We start from the raw sequence: 25,579 nt of genomic DNA, 5'->3' as shown, positions 1-25,579 counted from the left end.
CGAACATACGTTCGACCTAAGACAGTTCCGGGTGATGCCCGGCTCAGACCCGAGCAGGGCCTCCGCCGACATGTCCGCATGTCCGACGTGCCGACCCGCGGCCAGATCGCCGTCAGATGTCCCTGCGGGCCTGCACGCGGCCCTCGGCGGCGGCCTCGGCCAGCTGGCGGTGGTCGTCCTCGTTGACGTCGGCACAGGCCTCGGCGTAGTCCGCGAGCGCGGTGTCGAAGGCTGCCGACGAGCCGAGGTACCCGGCGATCGCGATCCGGTCGCCGGAGCGCGCGTGCGCCCGGGCCAGGCACCAGGCGCACAGTCCGCCGTAGATCTCCAGCCCCTGGGGTCGTAGGTCGTCGATCTCGATCGACCCCTTCCAGTCCCGCAGTTGCCGGACGTAGAAGTCTCGCTCGACCCCGTCGACACCGGCGGTCCGCTGCCAGCCGAGGAAGATGTCGCTGGCCTGCTGCATGAGGCGCTGGCCGGCCACCACCCGCTGCCCCTGGTTGACGTACCGGCTGCGGCCCACGAACTCCGCGTGGACCGAGGGGCCGGCCTCCTTGATCTGCAGCAGCAGGGGGTCGTCCTCGTCGCGGCCGACCAGCAGGACGACCCAGCAGCGGGTGCCCACGCTGCCCACGCCGACGACCTTGCGGGCCATGTCGACGAAGGTGTAGCGCTCCAGCAGGGTGCGGCGGTCGGACTGCAGCGAGCCGCGGTACTGCCGGATCAGGGTCTGGAAGGTCTCGATCGGGTTGTCGCCCTCCGCTCCGGGGGCGATGTCGCGCAGCGGTACGAGCAGCGGGGCCTCGGCCTTGATCCGCAGCCCTCCGTCGACCGCCTCGGTCAGCTTGCCGAACGCCTGCAGGGTGTCCCGCGTCCGCGCCCGCTCGAGCGCCCGGTCCAGGCGCTTGCGCGCGGCCGGTCCCAGCAGGGGAGCGAGCTCGGTGCGCATCTCGTCGGCGTCGATCCGCGAGTACCAGACCTCGATGTCCCGGGCGGCCGCGAACTCCGCCATGGCCGTGCGGTAGCGCGCCGCGGCGGCGAGGGTGAGGCCCCTGCGCTGCTTGCGGGACAGGCCGTTGTGCCGGCCGGCGATCTCCAGGCTGGCGACCAGCCGCTTGACGTCGTGCTCGAACGGCCCCGGCAGGGTCTCGTCGAAGTCGTTCGCGTCGAACACCAGCCGCCGCTCCGGCGAGCCGTACAGGCCGAAGTTGGCCGCGTGCGCGTCGCCGCACATCTGCACCGTCAAGCCGGACCGGGGCGCGCCGGCGAGGTCGGCGGCCATGACCCGTGCGGCGCCGCGGTAGTAGGCGAAGGGAGACTCCAGCATCCGCCCGTAGCGGATGGGGCCGAGCTCGGCCAGCCGGTCGGCCGCCTGCTGCTCGAGCAGGGTCAGCGGGTCGCGGGTGCGGGTCGCGCGCGGGGACTCGGCGTGGGCGTCGAGGGGGGCGACGGCGCGCAGTGCCTTGCCCGCGGCCCGCCGCTCGCGCGGGGTGGGTCGCGCGGACGGGACGGCGTCGCGGAGGGGACGCGCGTCGCGGGACGCCGTGGTCGCGGTCAGCACGTCGCGCTCATCTCGTCGACGAGGCTCCGGGCGTCGGAGAGGAGGACCCCGACCGAGGAGGCGAGGGCGCCCAGGGTCTGCGCGGAGGCGTCGGCCAGCGCCGTGTCGAGGGCCGAGCGCACCGAGTCGGCGTCGGCCTGCACGCGGTCGACGTCGTCGGCGTACTCCGCCCCGGCGTCCGTACGGACCTGCGCGAGGGCGCTCTCCACCGAGTCGAACGCCGTGCTCACGCCGGCGGTGCCCTCCTGGACGACGTTGACGTCGCCCAGTGCGGCGACCGACGACCGCAGCTCGTCGGCGGCCTGGCACACCGCCGCGCTGGACGACGCCGACGACGCCGCGGTCGTCGATGCTGCCTCCGACGGCGAGGACGAGTTCGAGCACGCGGTGAGCGCCGCCGCGACGACGGCGGCCCCGATCCCGGCTGCGCAGCTGAGCCTCATGACGCGACGGTGCCCGTCCGGCCGGGGGTGCTGCGTCATCCAGGGGGGATGAGGTCACGGTCCCCGCCGGGGGCGAGTCTCGGGCCCTGGACTGCGACCCGGGGGAGGAATCGAGATGACCGCTGACGTCTCCAGTCCCTACGCGACCGCGCCCCCGGGACGCAGGGGGGCCCGGATCGCGGTCGGGCTGCTCGGCCTGGTGGTCGTGGCCGTGGGGATCGCCCTGCTGTTCAACCCCGTGGCGGCCGCGCGCAGCCTGGCGCTGCTGCTCGGCCTGGCCTTCGTCGTCGGCGGCCTGCTCGAGATCGCCGCCGGGTGGGACTCCGAGCGGCACCGGTGGGGGTCGGTCGTGCTCGGGGCCGTGCTGGTGGTCGGCGGCATCCTGGCCGCGGTCTGGCCGGGCATCACCCTGTGGTCGCTGGTGCTGATCACCGGGCTGTCCCTGATCGTCCACGGGGCCGGCCGGGCGGGCCTCGCCGTCGTCGGGCGGGACGAGATCCCGGGCTGGGGATGGCTGCTCGCGCTCGGCGTCGTCAACGTCGTCGTCGGCGTGCTGGCCATCGCCTGGCCGCAGGCGACCGTGCTCGTGCTGTGCGTCGTCTTCGGCGTGCAGGTCCTCTTCCTCGGCCTGGTGCTGATGGCCGCCGCGTTCTGGCGCCCGGCGACCGAGCCGGGCCTCTCGTCGACGAGCTGAGCAGTCGACGAGCTGAGCAGTCGTCGCGCCGGCCGGGCCGGCGCGCACCGACCGACCGTGCACCGACCAACACCGACCAACGCAGAGGAGTCGACATGCCAGGACTGCTGCGGGGCATGGCCCGCACCGCCGTCGTCGCCGGCACGGCCACCGCCGTGTCCAACCGCGTCTCCCGCCGCCAGGCCGGGCGGTGGGCCGAGCAGCAGGCCCGGTACGCGCCCGAGCCGCAGTACGCCGAGCCGGCGGCCCCGCCGCGCACGGACACCAACACGAAGCTGGCCCAGCTGCGCGAGCTGGCCCAGCTCCGGGACTCCGGCGTCCTCGACGACGCCGAGTTCGAGCTCCAGAAGAGCCAGATCCTCAACTCCTGACCCCGGACCGCCCGGTCCGGTCGCGCACACCAGAGGAGAAGTCGATGGCCACCATGACCGTCTGGAAGTTCCCGACCGCCCACGGCGCGGACAGGGCCGAGGCGACCCTCAGGGACCTGCAGCGCAGGGAACTGATCAAGATCCACGATGCCGCGGTCGTCAGCTACCCCGAGGGAGCGAGGAAGCCGAAGACGCGTCAGCTCACCAACCTCGCGGGCGCCGGGGCCCTCGGCGGCGCCTTCTGGGGCATGCTCTTCGGCCTCATCTTCTTCATCCCGCTGCTGGGCATGGCGATCGGTGCGGCGATGGGGGCCCTGACCGGCAGCATGGCCGACGTCGGCATCGACGACTCCTTCATCCGCCGGATGCGCGACGAGATCCAGCCGGGGACCTCCGCGCTGTTCGTCCTGTCGTCCGACGCCGTGGTGGACAAGGTCAAGGAGGCGTTCGCGGGCCAGCAGATGGTCCTGGTCGAGACGAACCTCAGCCACGACCAGGAGGAGAAGCTGCGCGACGTGTTCGCGGAGGAGCAGGTGACGCCCGCACCGCGGACGCCGGCACCCACGAGCTGAGCGCGACCACGGGCCGGGGCCCGGCTGCTGCGGCAGCCGGGCCCTGTGCGTGCACTGCCCGGTCCGACCGGCGGAGTCCCGCAGCTCAGCGTGGAGGGCCCGCGGGCGGCGTCGTCCTCCGCGGGTGAGGTGTGCGCCGAGCGGTCCTGGTTGCGTCGACGTCGCGTGGACCGGGCGGGTCGCTGGCCCGGTCGCCGAGGTCGAACGCGACCTCGTGCCGGCGGTCGACCCGTCGCTGTACCGGCCCCCGAGGGATGGACCGACACCGAGACCCTGTGCACCAGCTCGCGCTCCACTCCGTCGACGTGACCCAGGCCCGGCAGCTGTACCCCGACCGGGAAGCGCTCGACCAGCTCGGCACCACCACCCGCTTCGTCGTCTCCGAGCCGCTGCGTGAGCTCCGGGAGCGTGGCCCGAGGTGCCGGAGGCGTCATGGGCGCTGGTCCGCGACGGTCATCAGGAGATCCGGTCCTTCTCGCCGGTCGCCGGACCCTGACCGGGGTCCCCGGGGACACCCGGGTGGCGAGGAAGACGCCGAGCCCCCGGGGCGGAGGGGCAGCTGTGCACGGGGCGGACGTCGCCGGGGGGCAACTCCTCGCCCGCCGGCGGGGGGCCGCCCACGGCCGCCTGTTCGCGCGCCGGCTGCTCCAGGCCGAGCCGGGTCCGCACGCGCGTGGCCCAGCGCTCGGGGGAGCGGTCGAACTCGGCGGCCAGGATCGTCGTCGTGACGAAGATGAACGCGACGCACAGCAGCCACCCGATCAGCGCGAGCGTCACGCCGAAGAGCCCGTACCGCAGGCTGTAGGTGGACATCAGCCGGGGCATGTAGACCGTGGTGGCCAGGGCGTAGACGCCCGCACAGCCGGCCGTGAGCGCCCCGGTCGGCAGCAGCCGGCGCCAGGAGACCCGCCGGTCCAGCAGGAGCCACGGGATGGACGTCCAGAGCAGCACGCTCCCGAGGACGGAGATCGTCCCGCTCACCGCCCAGCCGGCCGGCAGCGCGCCGACCAGCGTGCGGACCAGGAAGAGCAGGCTGATCTCCACCAGCAGGACGGCGAGGGCGAGGGCAGCGTTGAGCGATCCCCTGACCCCGCGGCGCGGCGGGAGCCGCCAGGCGTCCTGGTACATCCGCTGCATCCGCCGGGTCAGCGAGACGCCGGAGAAGACGAGCAGCACCACGCTGAACACGCCGGTCGAGGCGGTGGAGGGGTGCGCGAAGAGCTCGCGCACCGCGTCGGCGGCCGAACCCTCGAGGTGGAACTTGCGGACGAGCAGATCGGAGACCAGGTCGCGGTGTTCCGTCGGCGCCAGCCCGGAGGCGAGGAGGACCAGGGGGATCAACGCGGTGAACGCCTGGGCGGCGATGGCGGTCGCGCGGTCGATCCCCTGGAGGGCCACGAAGGAGCGGACGGAGCGGCCTGGCACCGTCGTCTCCAGCCGGCGCCCGGCCGTCCGGAGGTCGTGGACTGTCCGCATCCCGGCTCCCTCGTCGACGCGCACCCGGCGACGGCGGCGACGGCCGTGCCGACCCCCCGGCCCCGCCGGAGCCGACGGTAGGAGGCCACCGGTACCGACCGGCGTCCCCCCGCGCGGATGACGTGCGCCCGCCGGAGCCCCGGTGCCCGGTCGCCCGGAGCGGACGAGGCGCGGTCGGCGCGCGGGCAGGACGCTCGGCGCCGGACACGAGCGAGGAGGCGGCCATGCGGCGGGGTCGACGGCCTGCGCGCGGTGGGCGCTGAGGGCGCGGGCGGGCGACCGTGGAGGTGGCCGTCCTCGTCGTCGCCGCGGCGGTCTTCCTGTGGGGCGTGGTGTCGGCGCGGCTCGAGCGGGCGGACCTGAGCGCCCCGATCGTGTTCGTGGTGGTCGGCGCCGGTCTGGCAGCGGCCGGCCTGGTCGACGCCAGCGCCGCCCCGGAGACCCTCACGCCCCTCGTCGAGCTCACCCTCGTCTGGGTCCTGTTCGCCGATGCGGCCCGGGTCCGGGTCCACGACCTGCGCTCCGACGCCGGGCGGTACGTGCGGCTGCTGGCGGTGGGGCTGCCGCTGACCGTGGTGGCCGGCTGGGCACTGGCGGCGTGGCTGTTCCCCGGCCTCGGGCTCTGGCTCGCCCTGCTGGTGGGCGCAGCCCTGGCACCCACCGATGCCGCTCTGGGCCTGCCGGTGATCACCAACCCGGCGGTGCCGTCCCGGGTGCGGCGGCTGATCAACGTGGAGAGCGGGCTCAACGACGGGATCGCCACGCCCGTCGTCCTGTTCGCCCTGGCCGGAGCCATCTCGACGGGGTCACGGGTGGAGGCCCCCGGGCTGGCGCAGGCGCTGCTCGAGCTGGCGATCGGCGTGGCCACCGGGGTGGCCGTCGGCGCGGCCGGCGGGTGGTCGCTGCGCCGGGCGCGGGACCGAGGGTGGGTGGCGGAGGACTTCGCAGGGCCCGCCGTGCTCGCGCTGGCCCTCGCGGCGTACGCCGCGGCGCTGGTCGTGCACGGCAACGGGTTCGTCGCGGCGTTCTGCGGCGGGCTGGCCTTCGGCGCCACGGTGGGCAGGCGCGGCCCCACCGAGCTGGCCTTCACCGAGCAGACCGGCGGCCTGCTCTCGCTGCTGGTGTGGTCGGCGTTCGGCGCCATCGCGGTACCGATCCTGTTCGACCGGGTGACGTGGTCGCTCGCGCTGTACGCGGTGCTCAGCCTGACCGCCGTGCGGATGGTCCCGGTGACGCTGGCCCTGACCGGCTCCGGGCTGGACCGGGTCACCGTGTCCTTCATCGGCTGGTTCGGGCCACGGGGCCTGGCGTCCCTGGTCTTCGCCCTGCTCGCGCTGGAGGAGCTGGGCCCGGCCGCCGACGAGGCCGTGGCCGTCATCGCGGGCACCGTGCTCCTCAGCGTCCTCGCACACGGGTCCAGCGCCGCGCCGCTGGCCGCGCGCTACGGCCGGAGCGCGGCGGCCCGCGGTCCGGAACGCGGCGGCGCTGTCCCCGACCTGCCGGTGCGGGGACTGCCGCGCCGTCGTCGAGCGCACCGCGGGGGAGCCGGGCGGCACGCCGCGGAGGTGGCGCAGCCCGACCCGCGGCCGGCTCAGGAGTGAGGCGCTCGGATCCGGCGAGTCCGGCCGGTCAGTGCACGAGCGCCTTGAGCGCGATCAGCCCGGCCCCGACGAGCGCCACGAGCGCGCCCTTGACCAGCGCCCGGTGCGGCGCCGCGCCGGCGAAGCGGGCCGCCCAGTACCCGTAGAAGCCGATCAGGCCCAGGCCCGTCCACTTCGCGATGGTGAAGGCGGTGTCGACGGCGAACAGCCCGAGCGCGGACAGCAGGAAGAAGAGGGCGGGGAACGCGACGCCGAAGCCGACCGCCCCGGCGTCCTCGGCCATGTGCCCGAACTGCGCCCGCGTCACTGGCCGGCGGGTGCTCGTCTCGACGCCCACGATCTCGCTGTAGATCTCGGCCAGCCCCACCGCCAGGGCGGTGCCGAGCAGCCACACGGTCATGACCCCCGGCGCCGGCGGGTGCTTCTCCAGCGCCACGACGAGCGCCAGCCCGATGATCGAGCCGTAGACCACCCTGCCGACCTGCCGGGACCCGAGGTGCTGTTGGAGGCTCGCCCGCATGCCGCGCAGCCTCGCTCCGCCCCACCGGCGGCGCACCGTCCCTGGAGGAGGATGTCCGCGGCCTCCGGGTCAGCCGACGGCCCCGGGGACGACGGCGAACAGCCGCTCGCGCACGGTCTCGCGCACCTGCAGGGTCTCCTCGATCCGGACGAGCTGCTCCTCGGACGCGGGTAGCTCGAACACGGTGCTGAGGAAGCGCGGCAGGTCCGCGCGGTAGTCGTGCTGCCACGCGCCGAACGCCCCGGAGGTCTGCGCGTTCTTCATGTCCACGAGGCTCTGGAAGAAGGTCGTCACCGGCCGCCACCGCATGGCCGGGGGGATGCCGCGCGGGCTGCCCGCCGCGACGGCCTGCGGGGTCGGTCGCGCGGGGCCCAGCCAGTCCGGGGGGTACCAGAGCAGGTCCTGGCCGAACTTCGTCACGCCGTCGTTGTCGTGGCTGAGCAGGACGAAGCGCGGCGAGCAGCCACGCCGCGCGACGACGTCGACGAGCTGCGCGTGGTCGTTGACGACGGCGACGGCGTCGGGGTCGACGTCGAGGCGGTTGCCGCGGGTGACCTCGCGCATCCAGCCGCTCCCGTACGGCGTCCCGATCCACAGCGCCCGGTCGATCCCCATCGCGTCCAGACCGAGCGTCCCCCAGTGCAGGAACACGTCCTGGCTCGTGTGCGCGCCGAGGCTCTCTCCGAACACCACCACGCGCGGACGGCGACCCGGGCGCTCCCGCAGGCGCTGGAGGACCCGCAGCCACAGCAACCGGTTCTGCTCCCGGGCCCGGGGCACCATGCCGAGCGACAGCGGCGACGGCCGGCGGGAGTACTGCAGGGCCACGGTCGCGACGTCGCCCAGCGCGAGGTACTGCAGGGCGGCGACGGCGACGTAGTTGACGTAGCCGGTGCCGGTCGGCGAGACGAGGACCAGCAGCGGCCGGTCGAACGCGCCGGTCCGCTCCAGCTCCGCCATCGCGAGGTCCACCCGGGCCCGCGGGGTGGGGGCGTTGTCCAGCCCGACGTACACCTGCACGGGGGCGGCGAGTGCGGGCGTGCCCATGACGGTCTCGATCGACAGGTCCGGCACGCCCTCGGGTCGGTCGGCGACCGGCCGCGGGCGCACCGAGGCGAGCGCGTGCAGCCGGCCGTCGCGGCCCATGCCCTCCCAGGAGACGAGGCTGCCGGGGCCACCGCTGACCGTCGGCGGCACCCACCGGTCGCCCTCGCCCACCTCGAACACCGGGACGTCGGCCGCCGTCGTCGCCTCGATCCGCCGCATCGCCCGGTGCCACAGCGTCGAGACGCCGAGCCCCAGCCCGGCGAGGGCGCCCGCGTGGCCCGCCAGCCGCCACAACTCGGGCGGCCCGGGCAGGACCGCGGCCAGCCGGCGGGCGGCGAGGTCGCTGACGACGTGCTCGGCGTACCCGGCCGCGGCGAGGGACCCGACGATGCCCGACGCGACGGCCAGGGAGGACAGCGCCGGCGGACCCTCCGACTCGTCGGTGCTCCCGGCCGGCCGGTCCGCACGGATCCGGTCCAGCACGTAGGCCAGGCCCAGGCCGACGGGGACCGCCAGCGGGACGGCGGCCAGGCGCCCGCCGAGCCGGAGGCGGTCGTCGAGTGCGTGCGCGCCGAGCTGGGCGCCGCCGAGCAGCGCGCCGCTGAGGCCGGTCGCACCGAGCCGCCAGGCGGTCTGCCGCACGGCGCCCCGGAGCGGGTCATCGGCGCGCGGTGGCAGGGCACGCAGCACGGCGAGCCCGACGGGCACCGCCGCGCAGTCGACCGCGATGGTGCCGGCGCGCCGGGCGGCCGGGGACGGTGTCCCGCGGACCAGGGTCCGGGCGGTGGCCTCGAGCACGTCCTGCGCCCCGACCGACAGCAGGTACTGCAGTCCCGTGGCCAGCCCGGTCACCAGGCCCTGGTCCAGTGCGCTCCGGGGGGACAGCGACCGCGCGAACGTGCCGGGGGCGGTCGCCGCCGCGAGGAGCAGGGCGACGTCCGGCGGGGAGCCCGGCCCCGGCAGCCGCACTGCTGACCGTCGTCCCGTCCGCACGCCAGCTCGCATGCCCGGGATGGTGGTCCCGGGCCGCCGTCCGCGACTCATCCTCCTGGTGCGAGTTCCGGCGGCGGGTGGATCCGTAGCGTCGGCCCTCCCCGGAGGGAGTGCGGAATGACGACCGAGCCGGCGACGAGGCCCCTGTCCGGCGAGCCCGACGTCGCCCCGCCGGTCGACGTCCCTGACGGGGCCGCGGGGCGTCCGGCCCGCCGGTGGACGCGGTGGCTGCCGCGCTACACCTGGAGCGGGACGGTGGGGGCGGTCCTGTTCGGCTGCAGTTCGCTCACCCCGTCGCTGCTGCCCCGGGGCTGGCTGCTGCAGGGCGTCATCGGCGGGGTGACCGCGGCGATCGGCTACGGCCTCGGGGTCGCCGTGGCCTGGTCCGTCGCGGAGGTCACCGACCGCCGGGTGTCCGCCCGGCTCCGCCGCCGCGCGTGGCAGGTCCTGGCCGTGGTCGGGCCGGCGCTCGTCCTGATCGCCCTGGGGTTCGGCGCGTACTGGCAGCGGGAGATCCACCTGCTCATGGGCGTCGAGCCGCCCGAGGGGTACTCCTCGATCGGCATCGTCGTCGTCGCGGTGGCGGTGTTCGCGCTCTTCGTCGCGATCGCGCGCGGGGTGGGGTGGCTGGCCCGCCGGCTGGTCCGCGGGTTCGGCCGGCTCCTGCCGCGGCGGCTGGCCCGGCCGCTCGGCGTCGTCGTGGTCACCGCCCTGGTGGTCTTCCTGCTCAACGGGGTCCTCTTCCAGGGCCTGGTCGGGGCCGCGAACTCCGCGTTCGGCGTCAAGGACGACGGCACGGAGGCCGGCGCCGTCCGCCCGACCGTCCCCGAGCGGTCCGGCGGCCCCGGCTCCCTGGTGCCGTGGGAGGACCTCGGACTGCAGGGCCGCAACTTCGCCGGTGCGGGCCCGACCCCCGAGGAGCTCACCGCCTTCTCCGGCCGGCCGGCGCTCCAGCCGGTCCGCGCCTACGCCGGGCTGGCGTCGGCCGACGACGTCGCCGACCGCGCGGCGCTCGCCGTCCGGGACCTCCAGCGGGCCGGCGGCTTCGACCGGTCCGTCCTCGCGGTGGTCACCACGACCGGCACCGGCTGGGTCGACCCCGCGGCCAGCGCCGCACTGGAGTACGAGTTCAACGGCGACACCGCGATGGTGGCCGTGCAGTACTCGTACCTGCCCAGCTGGCTGTCCTTCCTCGTCGACCAGGCCAAGGCCCGGGACGCCGGCCGCGCGCTGTTCGACGCGGTGTACGGCACCTGGTCGCAGCTGCCCCCGGACGACCGGCCGCTGCTGCTGGTCTTCGGGGAGAGCCTGGGCACCTTCGGCGGGGAGGCCGCCTTCAGCGGGCTGGCCGACATCGAGAACCGCACCGCCGGCGTGGTGTGGGCGGGGCCGCCGAACTTCAACGAGCTGTGGCGCGGGCTCGTGGCCGACCGGGACGCCGGCTCGCCGGAGTGGCTCCCGGTGTACGACGAGGGCCGGACCGCGCGGTTCGCCGACGAGGCGCCCGACCTCGGGGCGCCGCCGGCACCGTGGGAGGAGCCCAGGGTCGCCTACCTGCAGAACGCCTCCGACCCGATCGTGTGGTGGTCGCCGCGCCTGCTCCTGTCCCGCCCCGACTGGCTCGAGGGCGAGCGGGGGCCGGACGTGTCGCCCGACATGTTCTGGCTGCCCGTGGTGACCTTCTGGCAGGTGACGGCCGACCTGGCGTTCTCGACCGGCGTGCCGGACGGCCACGGGCACAAGTACGAGGCCGACTACGTGGACGCGTGGGCGGAGGTGGCACAGCCGCCGGGCTGGACCGACGCCGACACCCAGCGGCTGCGGCAGCTCGTCGGTGACGGCTGACGGGACCGGCGTGACGACGTCCGCCGCCCTCCGGCGCCGGTACCGGGTGGTCTCGGGTGCCGTCGTCCTGACCCTCGTCGCGGTCAACCTCGTCGACCACCTGCTGCACCCGCCGTGGTGGGTGCGGGGGCTGGAGGGGGCCGCCCTGCTCGCCTGCGCCCGTGCCGACGGGCTCACCTGGGCGCAGCTCGGGCTGGGCCGCGACCGCCTGCGGTCGGGCTGCCGGTGGGCGCTGGGGGCGGTCGCCGTGGTGGCCGGCGTCTACGTCGTCGGGGTGCTGCTCCCGGCGACCCGGCCGGCGTTCCAGGACGACCGCTACGACCTGCCGCTGCCGCAGGCGCTGGGCACCGCGCTGCTGGTCATCCCGCTCGGCACGGTGGTCCTCGAGGAGATCGCCTTCCGCTCGGTGCTGTGGGGGGCGCTGTCCCGCCACTGCCGGCCGTGGCAGGTGCTGGTCACCACCTCCGTGCTCTTCGGGCTGTGGCACGTGCTCCCCGCACTGCACGTCGGCGGGACCAACCGCGGCGTCTCCGATGCCGTCGGGGGCGCGGGCAGCCCCGCGGTCGTCGTGGGCGCCGTCGTCCTGACCACGGTCGGCGGCCTGGTCTTCGGCGAGCTGCGCCGGCGCAGCGGCAGCGTGGTGGCCGCCGCCGGGGCGCACTGGGCGACCAACGCGCTCGGCGTCCTGTTCGGCCTGCTCGCCCGGCGCCTGGACGCCCCCGGCGGCTGACCTGCGCATCCCGCCGGTCATCCGCCGCGGGTGAGGCGTCGCGGCACGCCGGCCCGGGACCGTGGGCGGACCCGGGCCGGGCCACGAGGAGGTGCAGCGTGACGGTCGTCGCCGCAGGAGTCGCTCCGGACGAGGACGGCCTGCTGCCGGCCCCGCCGGGGGCGTCGTTCCTGGACCTGCTGGCCGGCCGGGTCGCCCGCGAGTACGGCGCAGACCCCGAGGAGGTGCGGGACCTGGCCGCGGCGGCGCTCGCGACGTTCGCCGGCGCCCGCGTGCAGGCCTTCGTCCCGATCCTGGTGGAGAAGCGCGTGCGGGACGTGTTCCGCACCCGCGGGACGGCCCGCTGAGCAGGGGCCGGCCCACGTCGTGAGGTGGTGGCCATGACACCGGTCCCCCCGGGCGTCCGTGCGCTGACCGGCTACCGCCGGGCGTGGCTGGTCAAGGACCTCGTGGCCGGGATCGTGCTGACCACGCTCCTCGTGCCGCAGGGGATGGCCTACGCCCAGCTGGCGGGGCTGCCGTCGATCACCGGCCTGTACACGACGATCACCTGCCTGCTCGCCTACGCACTGTTCGGCCCGTCCCGCGTCCTGGTGCTCGGGCCCGACTCCTCGCTCGGCCCGATGATCGCCGCGACGGTGCTGCCGCTGGTGGTCGCGGGCGGGGACCCGGAACGGGCGGTCGCGCTGGCCTCGATGCTGGCCCTGATGACCGCGGCGGTCATGCTCGCGGCCGGCTTCGCGGGGCTGGGCTTCGTCGCCGACCTGCTCTCGAAACCGACCATGATCGGCTACATGAACGGGCTGGCGCTCACCATCCTGGTCGGCCAGCTGCCCAAGCTGCTGGGGTTCTCGGTCGACGCCGACGGGCTGATCGCGGAGTTCGCCGCCTTCGTCCAGGGAGTGGCGCGGGGCGAGACCGTGCCGGCCGCCGCGGCGGTCGGGATCGGCGGCATCGCGGTGGTCCTCTCCCTGCGGCAGTGGGCGCCCCGGGTGCCGGGGGTGCTGGTCATGGTGGTCCTCGCCATCGCGGTCAGCGGCGCCTTCGACCTGGGGGAGCGCGGCGTGAGCCTGGTCGGCGTCCTGCCGGAGGGGTTCCCGCCCCTGACGTTTCCCGCGGTCGCCTGGTCCGACGTCGCACCGCTGCTCGCCGGGGCGTTCGCGATCGCGCTGGTCTCCCTCGCGGACACCATCTCCACGGCGTCGTCGTTCGCCGAGCGCACCGGCCAGGAGGTGCGCGGCAACCAGGAGATGATCGGCATCGGGGCGGCGAACCTCGCCGCGGGCCTGTTCCAGGGCTTCCCGGTCAGCACGAGCGCCTCCCGCACGGCGGTGGCCGAGCGGGCCGGCATGCGGTCGCAGCTCACCGGCGTCACCGGTGCCGCGCTCATCATCGTGATGATCGTGTTCCTGCCCGGCCTGTTCCGGGACCTGCCCCAGTCCGCGCTGGCGGCCGTGGTGATCACCGCGTCGCTGTCGCTGGCCGACCTGCCGGGCACCGCGCGCCTGTGGCACCAGCGCCGGGTGGAGTTCAGCCTGTCGATCGTCGCGTTCGCCGGGGTGGCGCTGCTCGGCGTCCTGCCCGGCATCGCGATCGCGGTCGGCCTGTCCATCCTCAACGTCTTCCGCCGGGCCTGGCGGCCGTACCAGACGGTCCTCGGGCTGGCCGACGGCGTGGCCGGGTACCACGACGTCCGCTCCTACCCGGACGCGCGCCGGCTCCCCGGGCTGGTGATCTACCGGTTCGACGCACCGCTGTTCTTCGCCAACGCCAAGACCTTCCGCGACGAGGTCACCGCGATCGCCCGCAGCGACCCCGCGCCACGGTGGATCCTGGTCGCCGCCGAGCCGATCACCGACGTCGACACCACGGCCGCCGACGTGCTGGAGGACCTCGACCGGCTGCTCGACGAGCGCGGGCAGTCGCTGGTGTTCGCCGAGCTCAAGGACCCGGTCCGCCGCAAGATCGAGCGCTACGGGCTGACCCACGAGATCCAGCCGCAGCACTTCTTCCCCACGGTGGAGGCCGCGGTGGACGCGTTCCGCCGGGAGACCGGCGCCACCTGGCCGGTGCCCCGGCCCGCGCCGGCCTCGGAGACCCTCGAGCCGCCCGCCCCGGAGGCCCTCGAGCCACCGACGCGGCCGTCCCCGTCCTGAGGGCCGGAACCTCGGCGTCCTGAGGGCCCGGACCTCGGCCCGGGCGGTCTCAGGCCTCAGGCCCCACTCTCAGGCCTCCGGCCCCACGGAGGCCGGCCGGTCCGGAGCCGGGACGGGAGGCGCGGGCGACCGGCCCATCGCCAGGTTCCACAGCGCCGCCCACTGCAGGCGCCCCCGCGGCGGCCGGATCCCCGGCCGCTCCCGCGGGAGCCGGACCCGCAGCGCCCCGGGGCGGACGGTGCAGCGGACGGGGGTCGACAGCCGCACCGTCTCGCCGTCGATGCCCACCGGCACCTCGGGGACGTCGGCGGTCACCACGACCTCGGCGGCCTCGGTGCCCTGCACCCCGCGCTGGTGGGCGCCCTGCAGCAGCCCGACCGCCTGCCGGGCGGTGTCCACCCGGACCGCGATCACGCCGAGCACCCCGCGGTCGAGGCGGGACCGCCGGCCCATCCCGGCCAGGTCGGAGTCCTCGTAGGGGTTGTTGCTCACCAGCACCGCCTGCGGCCCGTCCACGACCAGCTCGCCGGCCACGGCCTGCAGGTGGGCCCCGCGCCGGTGGCTCAGCAGGTCGGGGAGCGCCTCCAGGGTGGTGCCGCGCTTGTCGTCGCGGTAGGCGGGGTTCTCGACGATCTCCGCGTACGCGCCGAAGGAGGCGTTGTTGACGAACGGCCGCCCGTTGACCTCACCGAGGTCGATCCGGGCCTCCACGCCGTCGCGCAGCGCGTCGAGGCAGCGGCTGGGGTCCTCGCGGTCCAGCCCGAGGTCGAGGGCGAAGTGGTTGCGCGTGCCGGCGCTGACGACCAGGAAGGGGACGTCGTGCTCGGCCGCGACCTGCGCCACCAGCGCCTGCGTGCCGTCACCCCCGGCCACGCCGAGCAGGTCCGCGCCCCGGGCGAGGGCGTCCCGGGCCAGCTGCTGGACGTCGGTGCCGGGCCGGTCGAGCAGCGCCACCTCCGCGCCGAGCTCCTCGGCCTGCTCCCGCAGCCGGAACCGGCCGACCTTGCCGCCCCCGGAACGCGGGTTCATCAGCACGAACGGCCGCTGGGGTGCCGGGACCTCGGTGACCGGCAGCGCCCACTCCGACCGGTCCGGGCGCAGCGCGGTGCGGGCGGACGCCACGCCGGCGGCCTGCAGGACGGCGGCGACCACGGCCACCCACAGCAGGTCGGCGGCGGCGAAGACCACGACCAGCACCACCGGTGTGGCCACGGCCAGGGCGAGGGCCAGCCAGCGCACCGGCCCGCGGTGCAGCAGGAACCAGAACAGCGAGGCCACGACGAGGGCGGCGCCCGCCGCGGTCAGGAGCACCAGCCACAGGCCGCCGTCCCCGGCGAAGGCCAGGAGGAGGACGAACGCCGCCGCGACCAGGGCCAGGGACGCTCGCGCCCACCACCGCCGGGCATGCACCGAAGCCACCACGCACCTCCCGGGGCCGCCGTCCGGCGATGGTCCCGCTCCGGGGCGGACCTGCTGCTCACCCTCCCCGGACGGTTCCCGCTCCGTCTCCGTCCTCGGCCGCCGCGTCGCGAGCGGCCCGCCGCCACTCGCTCGGACTGGTGCCGAACCGCTCGTGGAACCACCGGGTGAACGCGCTCGGCGCCCGGAAGCCGAGCAGCTGGGAGACCTCGGTCAGTGAGTACCGGTCGGCGGGCAGGTAGCGCTCGACCAGCCGGGCCCGGGTGGCGTGCAGGACCGCGGAGAAGGTCTGCCCCTCGTCGGCCAGGGCGTGCTGCAGCGCCCTCGGGCGCAGCCCGAGGTGCCGGCTCACCTCGTCCATCGAGCAGCGTCCCAGCGGCAGCAGCAGCTGCACCGCCTCCGCCACCTGGACGGCGGCGGTCGGCTCCGCGGGCGCGACCACGGTGTGCAGGAACTGCTGGGCGTAGGGCCGCACGGACGGGTCGGACGTGACGACCGGGGCGCTCAGGTCGCGCGCGGGCAGCACGAGTCCCGTGACCGCCTGGTCGAACCGCACGTCCGGGCCGAACAGGGCGCGGTACGGCTCCGGGTCCTCGGGCGCGGGGTGGGCGAAGGTGGCCGCGAGGGGCTTCCAGTCCGCGCCGACCAGCATGCGGACGACGCCCAGGCCGGCGCCCATGACCAGGTCGAGCGCCTGCCCGACCGGTACCGGCTCGCCGAACTCGAGCCACACCGCCACCGTGGCCGCGCCGTCGACCTGGTCGAGGCGCAGGTGCAGCGCCTCGTTGTAGGCGCGCTCGTACCGGATCAGCAGGTCGATGGCGCTGCGCAGGTCCGGCTCGTCGCGGAGGACCACGCTGATCGGGCCGAGGGTGCCCAGCCGGCGGAGCCCGGCCAGGCGCAGGGCGAAGTCCGCGCGACCCGATCCCCGGGCGGAGAGCTCGAGGAGGCGGGCCACCGGTGCGGCGGGGACCCACCGGTCCGGGACGTCGAGGTCGGCGAGGTCCAGCCCCACCCGGGCCGTCAGGTCCGCCGGGTCCAGCCCCAGCGACCGGGCCAGGCCGGCGTACCCGGTGAGCGAGGCCGTCCGGACGCGTGGGCGCATGGCCGTTCCCCCTCCGCGATGCGCCAAAAGGTAAGGAGCCGGACCTGATGCGTAAAGCCCATGACGCCGCGCCTGGCTAGCGTGGACGCGGTCGGATGGCGGGCGACCGAGTCAGGTGTCCCACCGCCCCTCGGCCCGTGCACCCCCCCGGGAGGACCGATGCCGTCTCCCTCCGGTGCAGTCGGCCCGGACGTCCTGCGCCCCCGCGCGGCTTCCGACGGGGGAGCAGGCGCCGTGACGGGACCCCTGCCGGACGGGTCCCGGGTTCTCGGCGACCGCGACCTCGAACTGCTGCGGCACCTGGCGGCGGGCCGGTCGACGCGCGAGATCGCCGTGGGGATGTCGGTCACGAGGAACACCGTCCGCACCCGGATCCGCCGGGTCCGGCGCAAGCTCGCGGTCACCGCGCGTAGCGGGATGGTCGACGAGGCCCGCGAGCTCGGCGTCATCTGAGCGGTCGCGCGGCGCTGCTCGGCCGCCGGGTCGCGACGCCCGCGGTTCCTGCTCACACTGGGTGCAGCCCCGCCGGGCGGGCGACAGAGGGCCCCCGGGTCCGTGGCGCGTCCGCCTGGCGGGGTCCGGCACGGAGAGGGCCCTCCCGGGGAGGGCTCAGCGGAGGCCGGCCGCGACCTTCTGCGCGGCCGCGGTCACGGCCCGCCCGACCCGCTCGGCGTCGGCGCCCTCGTCGACGAAGACCACCGCGAGCGCGGCGCGGGCACCGCCGTCGGGGCCGAGCACCGGCGCGGCGATCGACCGGATGCCGGGGATCACCTCGCCGTGGGAGCTGGCCCAGCCGACCCGGCGCGCCTCGGTCAGCGCGGCACGGTCCTCGGGGGACGGCGCGTCGGGCATGAGCAGCGCCAGCCCGGGCGCCCCCCGGCCGACGGGGTGGCGGGTGCCGGGGCGGTACACGATGTGCGCGGCGGTGTCCTGCGGCTCGACGCTGGTCACGGTGACCGCCTCGTCCCCGGTGCGGACCACCAGGAAGGCGGTCATGCCCAGCTCGGCGACCAGCTCGTTCAGCCGGGGCAGCGCGGCGGCCTGGAGGTCGGTCCGCACGCCGCGGGCCAGCCCGGCGACGCCCAGACCCAGCCAGTAGTGCCCGACGGCGTCCCGCTCGACGAGCTGGTGGTCCTCCAGCGTCCGGAGCAGCCGGTAGGTGATCGACCGGTGAAGGCCCAGCGCCTGGCCGATGTCGGCGATCGGCTGCGGGGTGCCCACGGCGGCGAGGTGCTCGAGGATCCGGATCCCGCGGTCCAACGTCTGCGACTGGGGCGTTCCCCCGCCGTCCTCTGCCGCCATCGCCGTCCTCCCGGAGTCGTCCGCTGGTCCAGCCTACGGTCGCCCTCAGGGGCCGCGGCGGAGGCGCAGGACCGGGGTGGACCGGCGTTCGGCCGGGCTGGTCCACTGCTCCGCCGGGTGCGACGGGCGGGGCTCCACCGATCGGCGGCGGCGTGCACGGTCCCGACAGGTGCATGGTCCCGACACAGGAGGAGCGTGGGCATGGCATTCGACTTCACGGGCAGGACGGCCCTCGTCACCGGCGCGGCATCGGGCATCGGCCGGGCCGTCGCGCTGCAGCTCGCCGCGGGCGGGGCGAGCATCGTCGCGAACGACCTCTCGCAGGAGGGCACGGACGGGCTCGTCGCGCAGATCGTCTCGGCGGGCGGCAGGGCGGTCGCAGCGGTCGGCGACGTCACCGACCCCGGGCAGGTGGAGTCCGCGGTCGCGCTCGCGGTCAGCGAGTTCGGTGGACTGCACCTCGCGGTCAACAACGCCGGGATCGGTGGGCCGAGGGGCGACGTCGCCGACATCGACGTCGACGGCTACCGCGCGCTCATGGCCGTCAACCTCGACTCGGTGTTCTTCGGGCTCAAGTACGAGATCCCGCCGATGCTCGAGGCCGGAGGCGGGGCGATCGTCAACGTGTCGTCGATCCTCGGGCTCGTCGGCACCCCGGCGTCGCTGCCGTACGTCGCCGCGAAGCACGGCGTGGCGGGCATGACGAAGGCGGCGGCCCTCGGCTACGCCGCTCGCGGCATCCGGGTCAACTCCGTGCACCCGGGCTACATCGAGACCCCGCTGCTGCGGCAGGTGCCCGCCGAGCTGTACGACGCCCTGGCGGGTCGGCACCCGATCGGCAGGCTCGGCACCGCGGAGGAGGTGGCGGAGGTGGTCACGTTCCTGCTGTCGGATGCGGCGGCGTTCGTCACGGGAGCGCAGTACACCGTCGACGGCGGCTACACGGCGCAGTAGCAGCCGGGTACGGCTCGGGACGACGCGGCGGCGCCCCGGCACCGGGAGGTGTCGGGGCGCCGCCGGGTGCCCTCAGCCGTTGACCACCTGGGGGACCGCGACCGACTTGAGGCCCTCCACGCCGAACTCCAGCCCGTACCCGGACCGCTTGACCCCGCCGAAGGGGACCATCGGGTGCACACCGCCGTGGGAGTTGATCCAGACCGTGCCGGCCTCCAGCCGGGCCGCCACGGCGCGGGCCGCCTCCCGGTCGCCGCTCCACACCGAGGCGCCGAGGCCGACGTCGAGCCCGTTGGCCATGGCGACCGCCTCGTCGAGGTCCTCGAAGCGCACGATCGGCAGCGCGGGACCGAACTGCTCCTCGGCCACCAGCGGGTTGTCGTCGTCGACGTCGGCCACGATCGTCGCGGGGTAGAAGTGGCCGGGGGCCTCGGGGTCGGGGTCGCCGCCGAGCAGGACCTTGGCGCCGGCCTCGCGGGCGGCCTCGACCAGCCGCGCGACGACCTCGTACTGCGCGCGGTTCTGCAGCGGGCCCAGCACGTTCCGCTCGTCCAGTCCGCGGCCCATCGGCATCGCCCTCGCCACGTCGACCAGCGCCGCGCACACCTCGTCGTACACGTCGTCGTGCACGTACAGCCGCTTGAGGGCGGCGCAGGTCTGGCCGGTGTTGATGAACGCACCCCAGAACAGGTCCTCGGCGATGGCGCGCGGGTCGGCGTCGGGCAGCACGATGCCGGCGTCGTTGCCGCCGAGCTCCAGGGTCAGCCGCTTCACCGTGTCGGCCGAGCTGCGGATGATGGCCTGCCCGGTGGCGGTGGAGCCGGTGAACACCAGCTTGTCCACGCCGGGGTGGGCCGACAGGCGGGCGCCCACCTCCCGCTCGCCGGCGACGACGCTCAGCACGTCGGCGGGGAGCACGCCGTTCAGGACCTCGACGAGGGCCAGCACGCTCAGCGGGGTGTACTCCGAGGGCTTGACCACCACGGTGTTGCCCATGCGCAGGGCCGGGGCGACCTGCCAGATCGTGATCATCATCGGCCAGTTCCACGGACCGATGGCGCCGACCACGCCGACCGGGCGGTAGCGCAGCACCGCGGAGGTCTCCCCGTCGTCGACCACGGTCCCGCCGGGCAGCTCGGTGGCGGCGGTCGCGCGCAGCCAGGCGGCGCAGGCGCCGACCTCGAAACGCGCGTTGGGGCCGTTGAGCGGCTTGCCCTGATCCCGGGAGAGCAACTCGGCCAGCGGCTCGGCCGCCGCCTCGACCGCGTCCGCCGCGCGCAGCAGCAGGTCGACGCGGTCGGCGTCGGCGCGGGCCGCCCAGGCCGGCTGCGCCGCGCGGGCGGAGGCGACGGCGCGGTCGAGGTCGTCGGTGGAGCGCAGCGCCACCCGGCCCACGACCTCGCCGGTCGCCGGGTCGAGGACCGCGCGGCCGGCGGGGTCGGTGACGGCGGCCAGCAGGCTCTCGTACGGAGTCAATCCGATGTCCTTCGGTGTGGTGGGGGAGGGGGAGCTCACGGCGTCGGCTCGATCCGGCCGGACACCTCGCCGAAGGCGATCCGGGTGCCGTCGGGCCCGGGCGCGGTGGCGGTGATGGTGACCTCGTCGCCGTCCTCGAGGAACGTGCGGGTGGTGCCGTCGGCGAGGGTCAGCGGCTCCGTGCCGCCCCACGAGAGCTCGATGAACGAGCCGCGCTGGTCCCTGCCGGGGCCGGAGACGGTGCCCGAGGCGTAGAGGTCGCCGGTGCGCAGGGAGGCGCCGTTGACCGTCATGTGCGCGAGCTGCTGGGCCGGGGTCCAGTACAGCTGGCCGAACGGCGGGCAGCTGATGAGCTCGCCGTTGAGCCGGACCTCGAGGGTGAGGTCGAGCCCCCAGGGGTGCTCGGCGTCGTCGAGGTAGGGCAGCAGCGGCACGTCGCGGGCCGGGGCGGCCACCCGGGCCGCCTCCAGTGCGGCCAGCGGCACCACCCACGGCGACACCGAGGTGAGGAAGGACTTGCCGAGGAACGGGCCCAGCGGCACGTACTCCCACGCCTGCAGGTCGCGGGCCGACCAGTCGTTGACCAGGCAGACGCCGAACACGTGCTGCGGGAAGTCGGCCACCGGCACCGGCCGGCCCAGCTCGGACGGCGTCCCGACGACGAAGCCGACCTCGGCCTCGATGTCCAGCCGCTGCGACGGGCCGAAGGTGGGCGCGTCGTCGGCCGGCGCCTTGCGCTGCCCGCTGGGGCGGAGCACGGGGGTGCCCGAGACCTGCACGGTGCCCGAGCGCCCGTGGTAGCCGATCGGCAGGTGCTTCCAGTTGGGCGTCAGCGCCGCGGAGTCCGGGCGGAACATCCGGCCGAGGTTCTCCGCGTGGTGCTGGGAGCTGTAGAAGTCGACGTAGTCGGCGACCTCCACCGGCAGGTGCAGCGTCACCTCGGACCGCGGCACGAGATGCGGCTCGACCGCCTCCCGGTGCGCGGCGTCGGTGAACCAGTCGGTCAGCTGCTCCCGCAGCTGCGCCCAGGGCTGCGGCCCGCGGGCCATGAACGCGTTGAGCGAGCCGGTGGCGTGCACGTCGTCCCCGGTGGCGGCGGCCAGGTCGAGCACGTGCTCGCCGATGGCGATCCCCGTGCGCGGTGCGGTGCCGGCGGTGGAGAAGACGCCGTAGGGCAGGTTGGCCAGGCCGAAGCCGGTGCCGGGTGGGAGGTCCAGCCAGCTCCCTCTCGGGGTCCCCGCGGAGACGTGGAGCGCCGGCGGAGCGTCGTCGTGGGGGTTTCTCATGCCGACGGCCCCCGGCCCGACCAGCTCCAGGCGTACTTCCCGTCGTCCGAGGCGGTGCCGGCCTCCCCCAGGTCCAGCGGGCGGAAGGTGTCGACCATGACGGCGGTCTCGTCGAAGAACTCGACGCCGAGGGACTTCTCGACCGCGCCCGGCTGCGGGCCGTGGCTGTGGCCGCCCGGGTGCAGGGAGATCGAGCCCTTGCCGATGCCCGAGCCCTTGCGCGCCTCGTAGTCGCCGTCGACGTAGAACATGACCTCGTCGGAGTCGACGTTGGAGTGGTAGTAGGGCACCGGCACCGAGAGCGGGTGGTAGTCCACCTTGCGCGGCACGAAGTTGCAGATCACGAAGTTGGCGCCCTCGAACACCTGGTGCACCGGCGGCGGCTGGTGCACCCGGCCGGTGATCGGCTCGAAGTCGGCGATGTTGAACGCGTAGGGGTACAGGCAGCCGTCCCAGCCGACCACGTCGAACGGGTGCTCCGGGACGACGTGGATCGTGCCGGCCAGCCCGCCCGGGCCGTTGCCGCGGTGCTTGACGTAGACCTCGACGTCGGTGCCCTCACCGAGCAGCGGTTCGGCCGGGCCGCGCAGGTCGCGCTCGCAGTACGGGGCGTGCTCGAGGAACTGCCCGTACCGGGACAGGTAGCGCTTGGGCGGGCTGATGTGGCTGTTGGCCTCGACGGCGTAGGTGCGCAGCGGCTCACTGCCGGTCGGGATCCAGCGGTGCGTCGTCGTCCGCGGGATGACGAGGTAGTCGCCCTGCGCCACGTCGATGGCGCCGAACACCGTCTCCACGGTGGCGGATCCGCGCTCGACGTAGACGCACTCGTCACCGGTCGCGTTGCGGTAGTACGGCGAGGGCAGCGACGACACCGCGTAGGAGATGCGCACGTCGGCGTTGCCCAGCACCAGCCGGCGGCCGGTCACCGGGTCGACGGCCTTGTGCTCCTCGCCGGGGAACAGGTCGTGCAGCCTCAGGTGCCGGGGCACCAGCGGCGCGTTCGGGGTGAGCGACTGGTCGGGCAGCTGCCACGGGCGGGCGTCGACGATCGCCGACGGGACGCCGCGGTGGTACAGCAACGACGAGTCCGAGGAGAAGCCCTCCTCACCGACCAGTTCCTCGTAGTACAGCCCGCCGTCGGGACGACGGTGCTGGGTGTGCCGCTTCGGCGGGATGCTGCCCACCTGCCGGTAGAACGCCATCGGGTGTGCCTCCTTGTCTCAGGCCGGGACGGGGGTCGGGACGGGGCGGGCGAGCAACCGGGCCACGGCGGGCGCGACGTCGGCGGTGCGGGTGAGGACGGCGGCCACGTGACCGTCCGGGCGCAGCACCCAGACCTCGTCGGGCCGGGCGCCGAGGGCCGCCCGGAGCACGGGGCCGGGATCGAGGTCGCGGATGCGGTGCACCGCCACCGGCAGTGGGAGGACCTCCTTGCCCCCCGCCACTCTCGAGCTCGCGGCGGGCCCCTGCGAGGAGGCCGGCGGCAGCGCCGGGACCTCCGCGTCGTCCCCCACGAGCACGGTGACGCCCTCGCGGACGAGCTGGCGCAGCCGGACGACGTCCGGCCGGCCGGCCACGGTGACCGGGCAGTCGGGCACCAGGACGCCGGGCGCGGGGACGGGGACGTCGCCGCGGGCGGGGCGGCCCGGGAACGGCCGGCGCTCGTCGGGGGTGGTGAGCGGGGAGTCGACGTACCAGAACGGCTCGGCCAGCCGGCCGGAGTCGACCTGCGCCCGGGCGGCGGGGTCGGTGGCGGCCCGCTCCAGGACGTCGAGCCGGTGCCGGGCCTCGGCCTCGCTGCCGGGCACCAGGAACCGCATGGTCGCCCCGGTGACCTCGATGTTCTCCAGCGCCGCGGCGTGCCGCTCGGCGTGGTAGCTGTCCAGCAGCGACTCCGGCGCCCACCCGCGCAGGACGAAGGCGATCTTCCAGGCGGCGTTCTCGGCGTCGAGCACGCCGGAGTTCAGCCCGCGGGCGCCGAAGGGGGAGACCAGGTGCGCCGCGTCGCCGGCGACGAGCACCCGGCCGACCCGCATCCGGTCGACCACCCGGGAGTGGAAGCGGTAGACCGACTTCCACACGATCTCGTAGGGCCGATCGCCGATGACCTGGCGGATGCGCCGGTCCAGCCCGCCCGAGGCCTCCTCGGTGGCGAGGTCGAAGTCCGGCGGCACCTGCCAGTCGATGCGGAAGGTGGAGTCCGGGCAGGGGTGGATGAGCACCTGGCGGCCCGGGTTCCACACCGGGTCGAAGTAGAAGCGGCGCTCGGTCTCCCACCCGGGCAGGTCGGTGCGGATGTCGCAGATGAGGAAGTGGTCGTCGAACGTCTCGCCGTCGAAGGTGAGCCCGAGGGCCGACCGCACCTCGTCGCTGCGGGGGCCGGGGCAGGCCACCGCGTACGAGCCGCGCACCGACCGGCCGTCCGCACAGGTCAGCGTGACGCCCGCGTCGTCCTGCCGGATGCCGGTGACCCGGTGCCCCCAGCGCACCTCGATGAGGGGCTCGGCGGCGATGCGCTCGTCGAGCAGCCGCTCGGTCTCGCACTGGGAGATGTTCACGAACGGCGGGAACGGGGAGCGCCCGCGGTCGGCGAACCGGAAGCTGAACAGCTCGGTGTCGTGGTGGAAGGTGCGCGCCGTCGTCCAGGTGACGCCGCGGCGGGCCACCTCGGCGCCGACGCCGACGGCGTCCCACACGTCGAGGACGTCGCGCTGCTGGCAGATCGCCTTGCTGCCGATCGCGTCGCGCTCGGCACGGCCGTCGAGGACGACGACCCGCAGGCCCCAGCGGGCCAGCAGCAGCGCGGTGGTCTGGCCGACCGGGCCGGCGCCCACGACCAGCACGGGGAGGTCGGGGGTCATCGGGGATCCGCACCCTGCAGCTCGTCCCAGACCTGGCGGTCGCGCTCGGCGGTCCAGATCACGGGGCGCTCGATGCCGGAGAACTCGTCCCACAGCCGCTGGACGTCGAACGGCAGGCAGTGCTCGAAGATCGGCCACGTGCCGTACTGGGGGGCCAGCGCCTCGTGGGTGGCGGCGAAGGCGTCCTTGAGGGTGCCGCCGGAGCGGTGCGCCTCGCCGACGGTGCGCTGCATGGTGAGCAGGAAGTCGCGGGTCTGCTCGATGGCGGCGTCCACCTGGTCGCGGCCGCGGGCGATGGCGCCCCGGCCGCCGACCAGCTGCCGCGCGCCGAGGGCCTTGACGCGGTCGAGGGTCCCGGCGGCCCAGTCGAAGTGGAACGCGTCGCCGGTGTAGAGCGCCGCCTGGGACTCCACCAGGTCGCCGGCGAAGACGATCTCCTGCTTGGGCAGCCAGGCGACGATGTCGCCCTCGGTGTGCCCGCGGCCGAGGAACTCCAGGACCAGCTCGCCCCGGTCGCCGCCGAGCTCGATGGTCAGCTTGTCGCGGAAGGTCATGGTCGGCCAGGTGAGGCCGGGGATGGACTCGGGCTCCTCGAACAGCCGCGGCATCCGGCCGTACTCGCTCTCCCAGTCCTGCTGGCCGCGCTCCTCGATGAGGTGCCTGGTCTGCTCGGAGCTGACGATCACCTCGGCGTCGAACGCGCTGGCACCCAGCACGCGGACGGCGTGGTAGTGGCTGAGCACCAGGTAGCGCACCGGCTTGTCGGTGTGCTCGCGCAGCTTGGCCAGCCAGCGGCGGGCAGCGACCGGGGTGGCCAGCGCCTCGAAGCAGACGAGGAAGTCCTCGCCCTCGATGGCACCGAGGTTCGGGTCGCCCTCCGCGGTCAGCGCGTACACGCCGTCGGCGAGCACCTCGAGGGTCTGTTCCTTCACGCCCAGGTCGGCGGAGGAGGCGAAGGGCTTCGCGGCCATGGGTCGGTCTCCTGGGGGGTGAGTGGTAGATGTTCGATAAACGAATGCGACGTTCTCTTACCGACTCGAACGGTACGCGGCTGTGGTCGCCGACACAACCCCCACGGCCGTTCTCCCGGAGGCGGTCGGCGCCTGGAGACGACGGCGCCCGGGGTCGCCGAGGTGGACCTCGGCGGCCCCGGGCGCGGGGGCGGGG

General features: G+C 75.1%; 23 protein-coding genes. 10 read left to right on the top strand and 13 right to left on the bottom strand.

Annotated elements, in window-relative coordinates:
- Positions 1-112: 112 nt before the first annotated feature.
- Positions 113-1,561: a DUF2252 domain-containing protein gene (locus tag ACI784_RS05380; protein WP_457012733.1), complete on the bottom strand. Its 1,449-nt coding sequence runs from the start codon at positions 1,559-1,561 to the stop codon at positions 113-115.
- Complete coding sequence (locus ACI784_RS05375; RefSeq protein WP_457012732.1) at positions 1,555-2,004, bottom strand: hypothetical protein; 450 nt, start codon at positions 2,002-2,004, stop codon at positions 1,555-1,557. Before ACI784_RS05375 ends, ACI784_RS05380 begins: the two co-directional genes overlap by 7 nt.
- Before the next feature lie 115 nt (positions 2,005-2,119).
- Between ACI784_RS05375 and ACI784_RS05370 the strand changes: the two genes are divergently transcribed.
- The 3 genes from ACI784_RS05370 to ACI784_RS05360 all read left to right on the top strand — a co-directional run bounded on the left by ACI784_RS05370 (position 2,120) and on the right by ACI784_RS05360 (position 3,641).
- Positions 2,120-2,698: an HdeD family acid-resistance protein gene (locus ACI784_RS05370; RefSeq protein WP_456922535.1), complete on the top strand. Its 579-nt coding sequence runs from the start codon at positions 2,120-2,122 to the stop codon at positions 2,696-2,698.
- A gap of 95 nt (positions 2,699-2,793) precedes the next feature.
- On the top strand, positions 2,794-3,069 hold the full coding sequence (locus ACI784_RS05365) for an SHOCT domain-containing protein (protein ID WP_456922534.1): 276 nt from the start codon (positions 2,794-2,796) through the stop codon (positions 3,067-3,069).
- Positions 3,070-3,113: 44 nt separating this feature from the next.
- Positions 3,114-3,641, top strand: coding sequence for a DUF1269 domain-containing protein (locus ACI784_RS05360; protein WP_456922533.1), 528 nt, complete (start codon positions 3,114-3,116; stop codon positions 3,639-3,641).
- 456 nt (positions 3,642-4,097) lie between these two features.
- Here ACI784_RS05360 and ACI784_RS05355 read toward each other — a convergent pair whose 3' ends face one another.
- Positions 4,098-5,117, bottom strand: a complete 1,020-nt coding sequence (locus ACI784_RS05355; RefSeq protein ID WP_457012731.1) for a YhjD/YihY/BrkB family envelope integrity protein — start codon at positions 5,115-5,117, stop codon at positions 4,098-4,100.
- A gap of 281 nt (positions 5,118-5,398) precedes the next feature.
- Between ACI784_RS05355 and ACI784_RS05350 the strand changes: the two genes are divergently transcribed.
- A complete protein-coding gene (locus ACI784_RS05350; protein WP_457012730.1) occupies positions 5,399-6,718 on the top strand; it encodes a cation:proton antiporter in 1,320 nt (439 codons plus the stop codon).
- A gap of 28 nt (positions 6,719-6,746) precedes the next feature.
- On the opposite strand, the gene ACI784_RS05345 is transcribed toward ACI784_RS05350, so the two are convergent.
- Together ACI784_RS05345 and ACI784_RS05340 are read right to left on the bottom strand one after the other, a co-directional pair.
- Positions 6,747-7,238: a hypothetical protein gene (locus ACI784_RS05345; RefSeq protein WP_456922530.1), complete on the bottom strand. Its 492-nt coding sequence runs from the start codon at positions 7,236-7,238 to the stop codon at positions 6,747-6,749.
- A gap of 69 nt (positions 7,239-7,307) precedes the next feature.
- On the bottom strand, positions 7,308-9,290 hold the full coding sequence (locus tag ACI784_RS05340; RefSeq protein WP_457012729.1) for an alpha/beta-hydrolase family protein: 1,983 nt from the start codon (positions 9,288-9,290) through the stop codon (positions 7,308-7,310).
- Positions 9,291-9,395: 105 nt separating this feature from the next.
- Between ACI784_RS05340 and ACI784_RS05335 the strand changes: the two genes are divergently transcribed.
- The 4 genes from ACI784_RS05335 to ACI784_RS05320 all read left to right on the top strand — a co-directional run bounded on the left by ACI784_RS05335 (position 9,396) and on the right by ACI784_RS05320 (position 14,009).
- The gene (locus ACI784_RS05335) at positions 9,396-11,123 is read left to right on the top strand and encodes an alpha/beta hydrolase (protein WP_457012728.1); all 1,728 of its coding nucleotides are present in this window, start codon (positions 9,396-9,398) and stop codon (positions 11,121-11,123) included.
- 10 nt (positions 11,124-11,133) lie between these two features.
- Entirely contained in the window at positions 11,134-11,853 is a 720-nt protein-coding gene (locus tag ACI784_RS05330; RefSeq protein ID WP_457012727.1) for a CPBP family intramembrane glutamic endopeptidase, read from the top strand.
- A 98-nt stretch (positions 11,854-11,951) separates the two neighbouring features.
- On the top strand, positions 11,952-12,200 hold the full coding sequence (locus ACI784_RS05325) for a three-helix bundle dimerization domain-containing protein (protein WP_457012726.1): 249 nt from the start codon (positions 11,952-11,954) through the stop codon (positions 12,198-12,200).
- Between the two features lie 33 nt (positions 12,201-12,233).
- Positions 12,234-14,009, top strand: a complete 1,776-nt coding sequence (locus ACI784_RS05320) for a SulP family inorganic anion transporter (RefSeq protein WP_457012725.1) — start codon at positions 12,234-12,236, stop codon at positions 14,007-14,009.
- Positions 14,010-14,078: 69 nt separating this feature from the next.
- Here the strand turns inward: ACI784_RS05320 and ACI784_RS05315 are convergent, their stop codons facing one another.
- Both ACI784_RS05315 and ACI784_RS05310 read right to left on the bottom strand, forming a co-directional pair.
- Positions 14,079-15,428, bottom strand: coding sequence for a diacylglycerol/lipid kinase family protein (locus tag ACI784_RS05315; RefSeq protein ID WP_457012724.1), 1,350 nt, complete (start codon positions 15,426-15,428; stop codon positions 14,079-14,081).
- A gap of 58 nt (positions 15,429-15,486) precedes the next feature.
- A complete protein-coding gene (locus ACI784_RS05310; RefSeq protein WP_457012723.1) occupies positions 15,487-16,533 on the bottom strand; it encodes an AraC family transcriptional regulator in 1,047 nt (348 codons plus the stop codon).
- A gap of 234 nt (positions 16,534-16,767) precedes the next feature.
- Between ACI784_RS05310 and ACI784_RS05305 the strand changes: the two genes are divergently transcribed.
- Positions 16,768-16,986 carry a LuxR C-terminal-related transcriptional regulator gene (locus ACI784_RS05305; RefSeq protein ID WP_456922522.1) on the top strand — a complete coding sequence of 73 codons (219 nt, stop codon included), beginning with the start codon at positions 16,768-16,770 and terminating at the stop codon, positions 16,984-16,986.
- 156 nt (positions 16,987-17,142) lie between these two features.
- On the opposite strand, the gene ACI784_RS05300 is transcribed toward ACI784_RS05305, so the two are convergent.
- Entirely contained in the window at positions 17,143-17,835 is a 693-nt protein-coding gene (locus ACI784_RS05300) for an IclR family transcriptional regulator (RefSeq protein WP_456922521.1), read from the bottom strand.
- A gap of 201 nt (positions 17,836-18,036) precedes the next feature.
- Here ACI784_RS05300 and ACI784_RS05295 point away from each other — a divergent pair, with 201 nt between their 5' ends.
- Complete coding sequence (locus tag ACI784_RS05295) at positions 18,037-18,789, top strand: SDR family NAD(P)-dependent oxidoreductase (RefSeq protein WP_456922520.1); 753 nt, start codon at positions 18,037-18,039, stop codon at positions 18,787-18,789.
- A 72-nt stretch (positions 18,790-18,861) separates the two neighbouring features.
- Here ACI784_RS05295 and ACI784_RS05290 read toward each other — a convergent pair whose 3' ends face one another.
- From ACI784_RS05290 to ACI784_RS05270, 5 genes are read right to left on the bottom strand one after another with little or no spacing between them, the layout of a single operon-like run.
- Complete coding sequence (locus ACI784_RS05290; protein WP_457012722.1) at positions 18,862-20,265, bottom strand: aldehyde dehydrogenase family protein; 1,404 nt, start codon at positions 20,263-20,265, stop codon at positions 18,862-18,864.
- 35 nt (positions 20,266-20,300) lie between these two features.
- The gene (fahA, locus tag ACI784_RS05285; RefSeq protein WP_457012721.1) at positions 20,301-21,551 is read right to left on the bottom strand and encodes a fumarylacetoacetase; all 1,251 of its coding nucleotides are present in this window, start codon (positions 21,549-21,551) and stop codon (positions 20,301-20,303) included.
- Complete coding sequence (locus ACI784_RS05280) at positions 21,548-22,753, bottom strand: cupin domain-containing protein (RefSeq protein ID WP_457012720.1); 1,206 nt, start codon at positions 22,751-22,753, stop codon at positions 21,548-21,550. Before ACI784_RS05280 ends, fahA begins: the two co-directional genes overlap by 4 nt.
- An 18-nt stretch (positions 22,754-22,771) precedes the next feature.
- Positions 22,772-24,412: an FAD-dependent monooxygenase gene (locus ACI784_RS05275; protein WP_457012719.1), complete on the bottom strand. Its 1,641-nt coding sequence runs from the start codon at positions 24,410-24,412 to the stop codon at positions 22,772-22,774.
- On the bottom strand, positions 24,409-25,383 hold the full coding sequence (locus ACI784_RS05270; RefSeq protein ID WP_457012718.1) for an MBL fold metallo-hydrolase: 975 nt from the start codon (positions 25,381-25,383) through the stop codon (positions 24,409-24,411). The genes ACI784_RS05275 and ACI784_RS05270 overlap by 4 nt, the downstream gene beginning before the upstream one ends.
- Positions 25,384-25,579 lie beyond the last annotated feature (196 nt).

This window comes from Geodermatophilus sp. SYSU D01186 (assembly GCF_054050215.1).
Note: the sequence above shows the minus strand (reverse complement) of the source record. Positions and strands in the feature narration are given on the sequence as shown.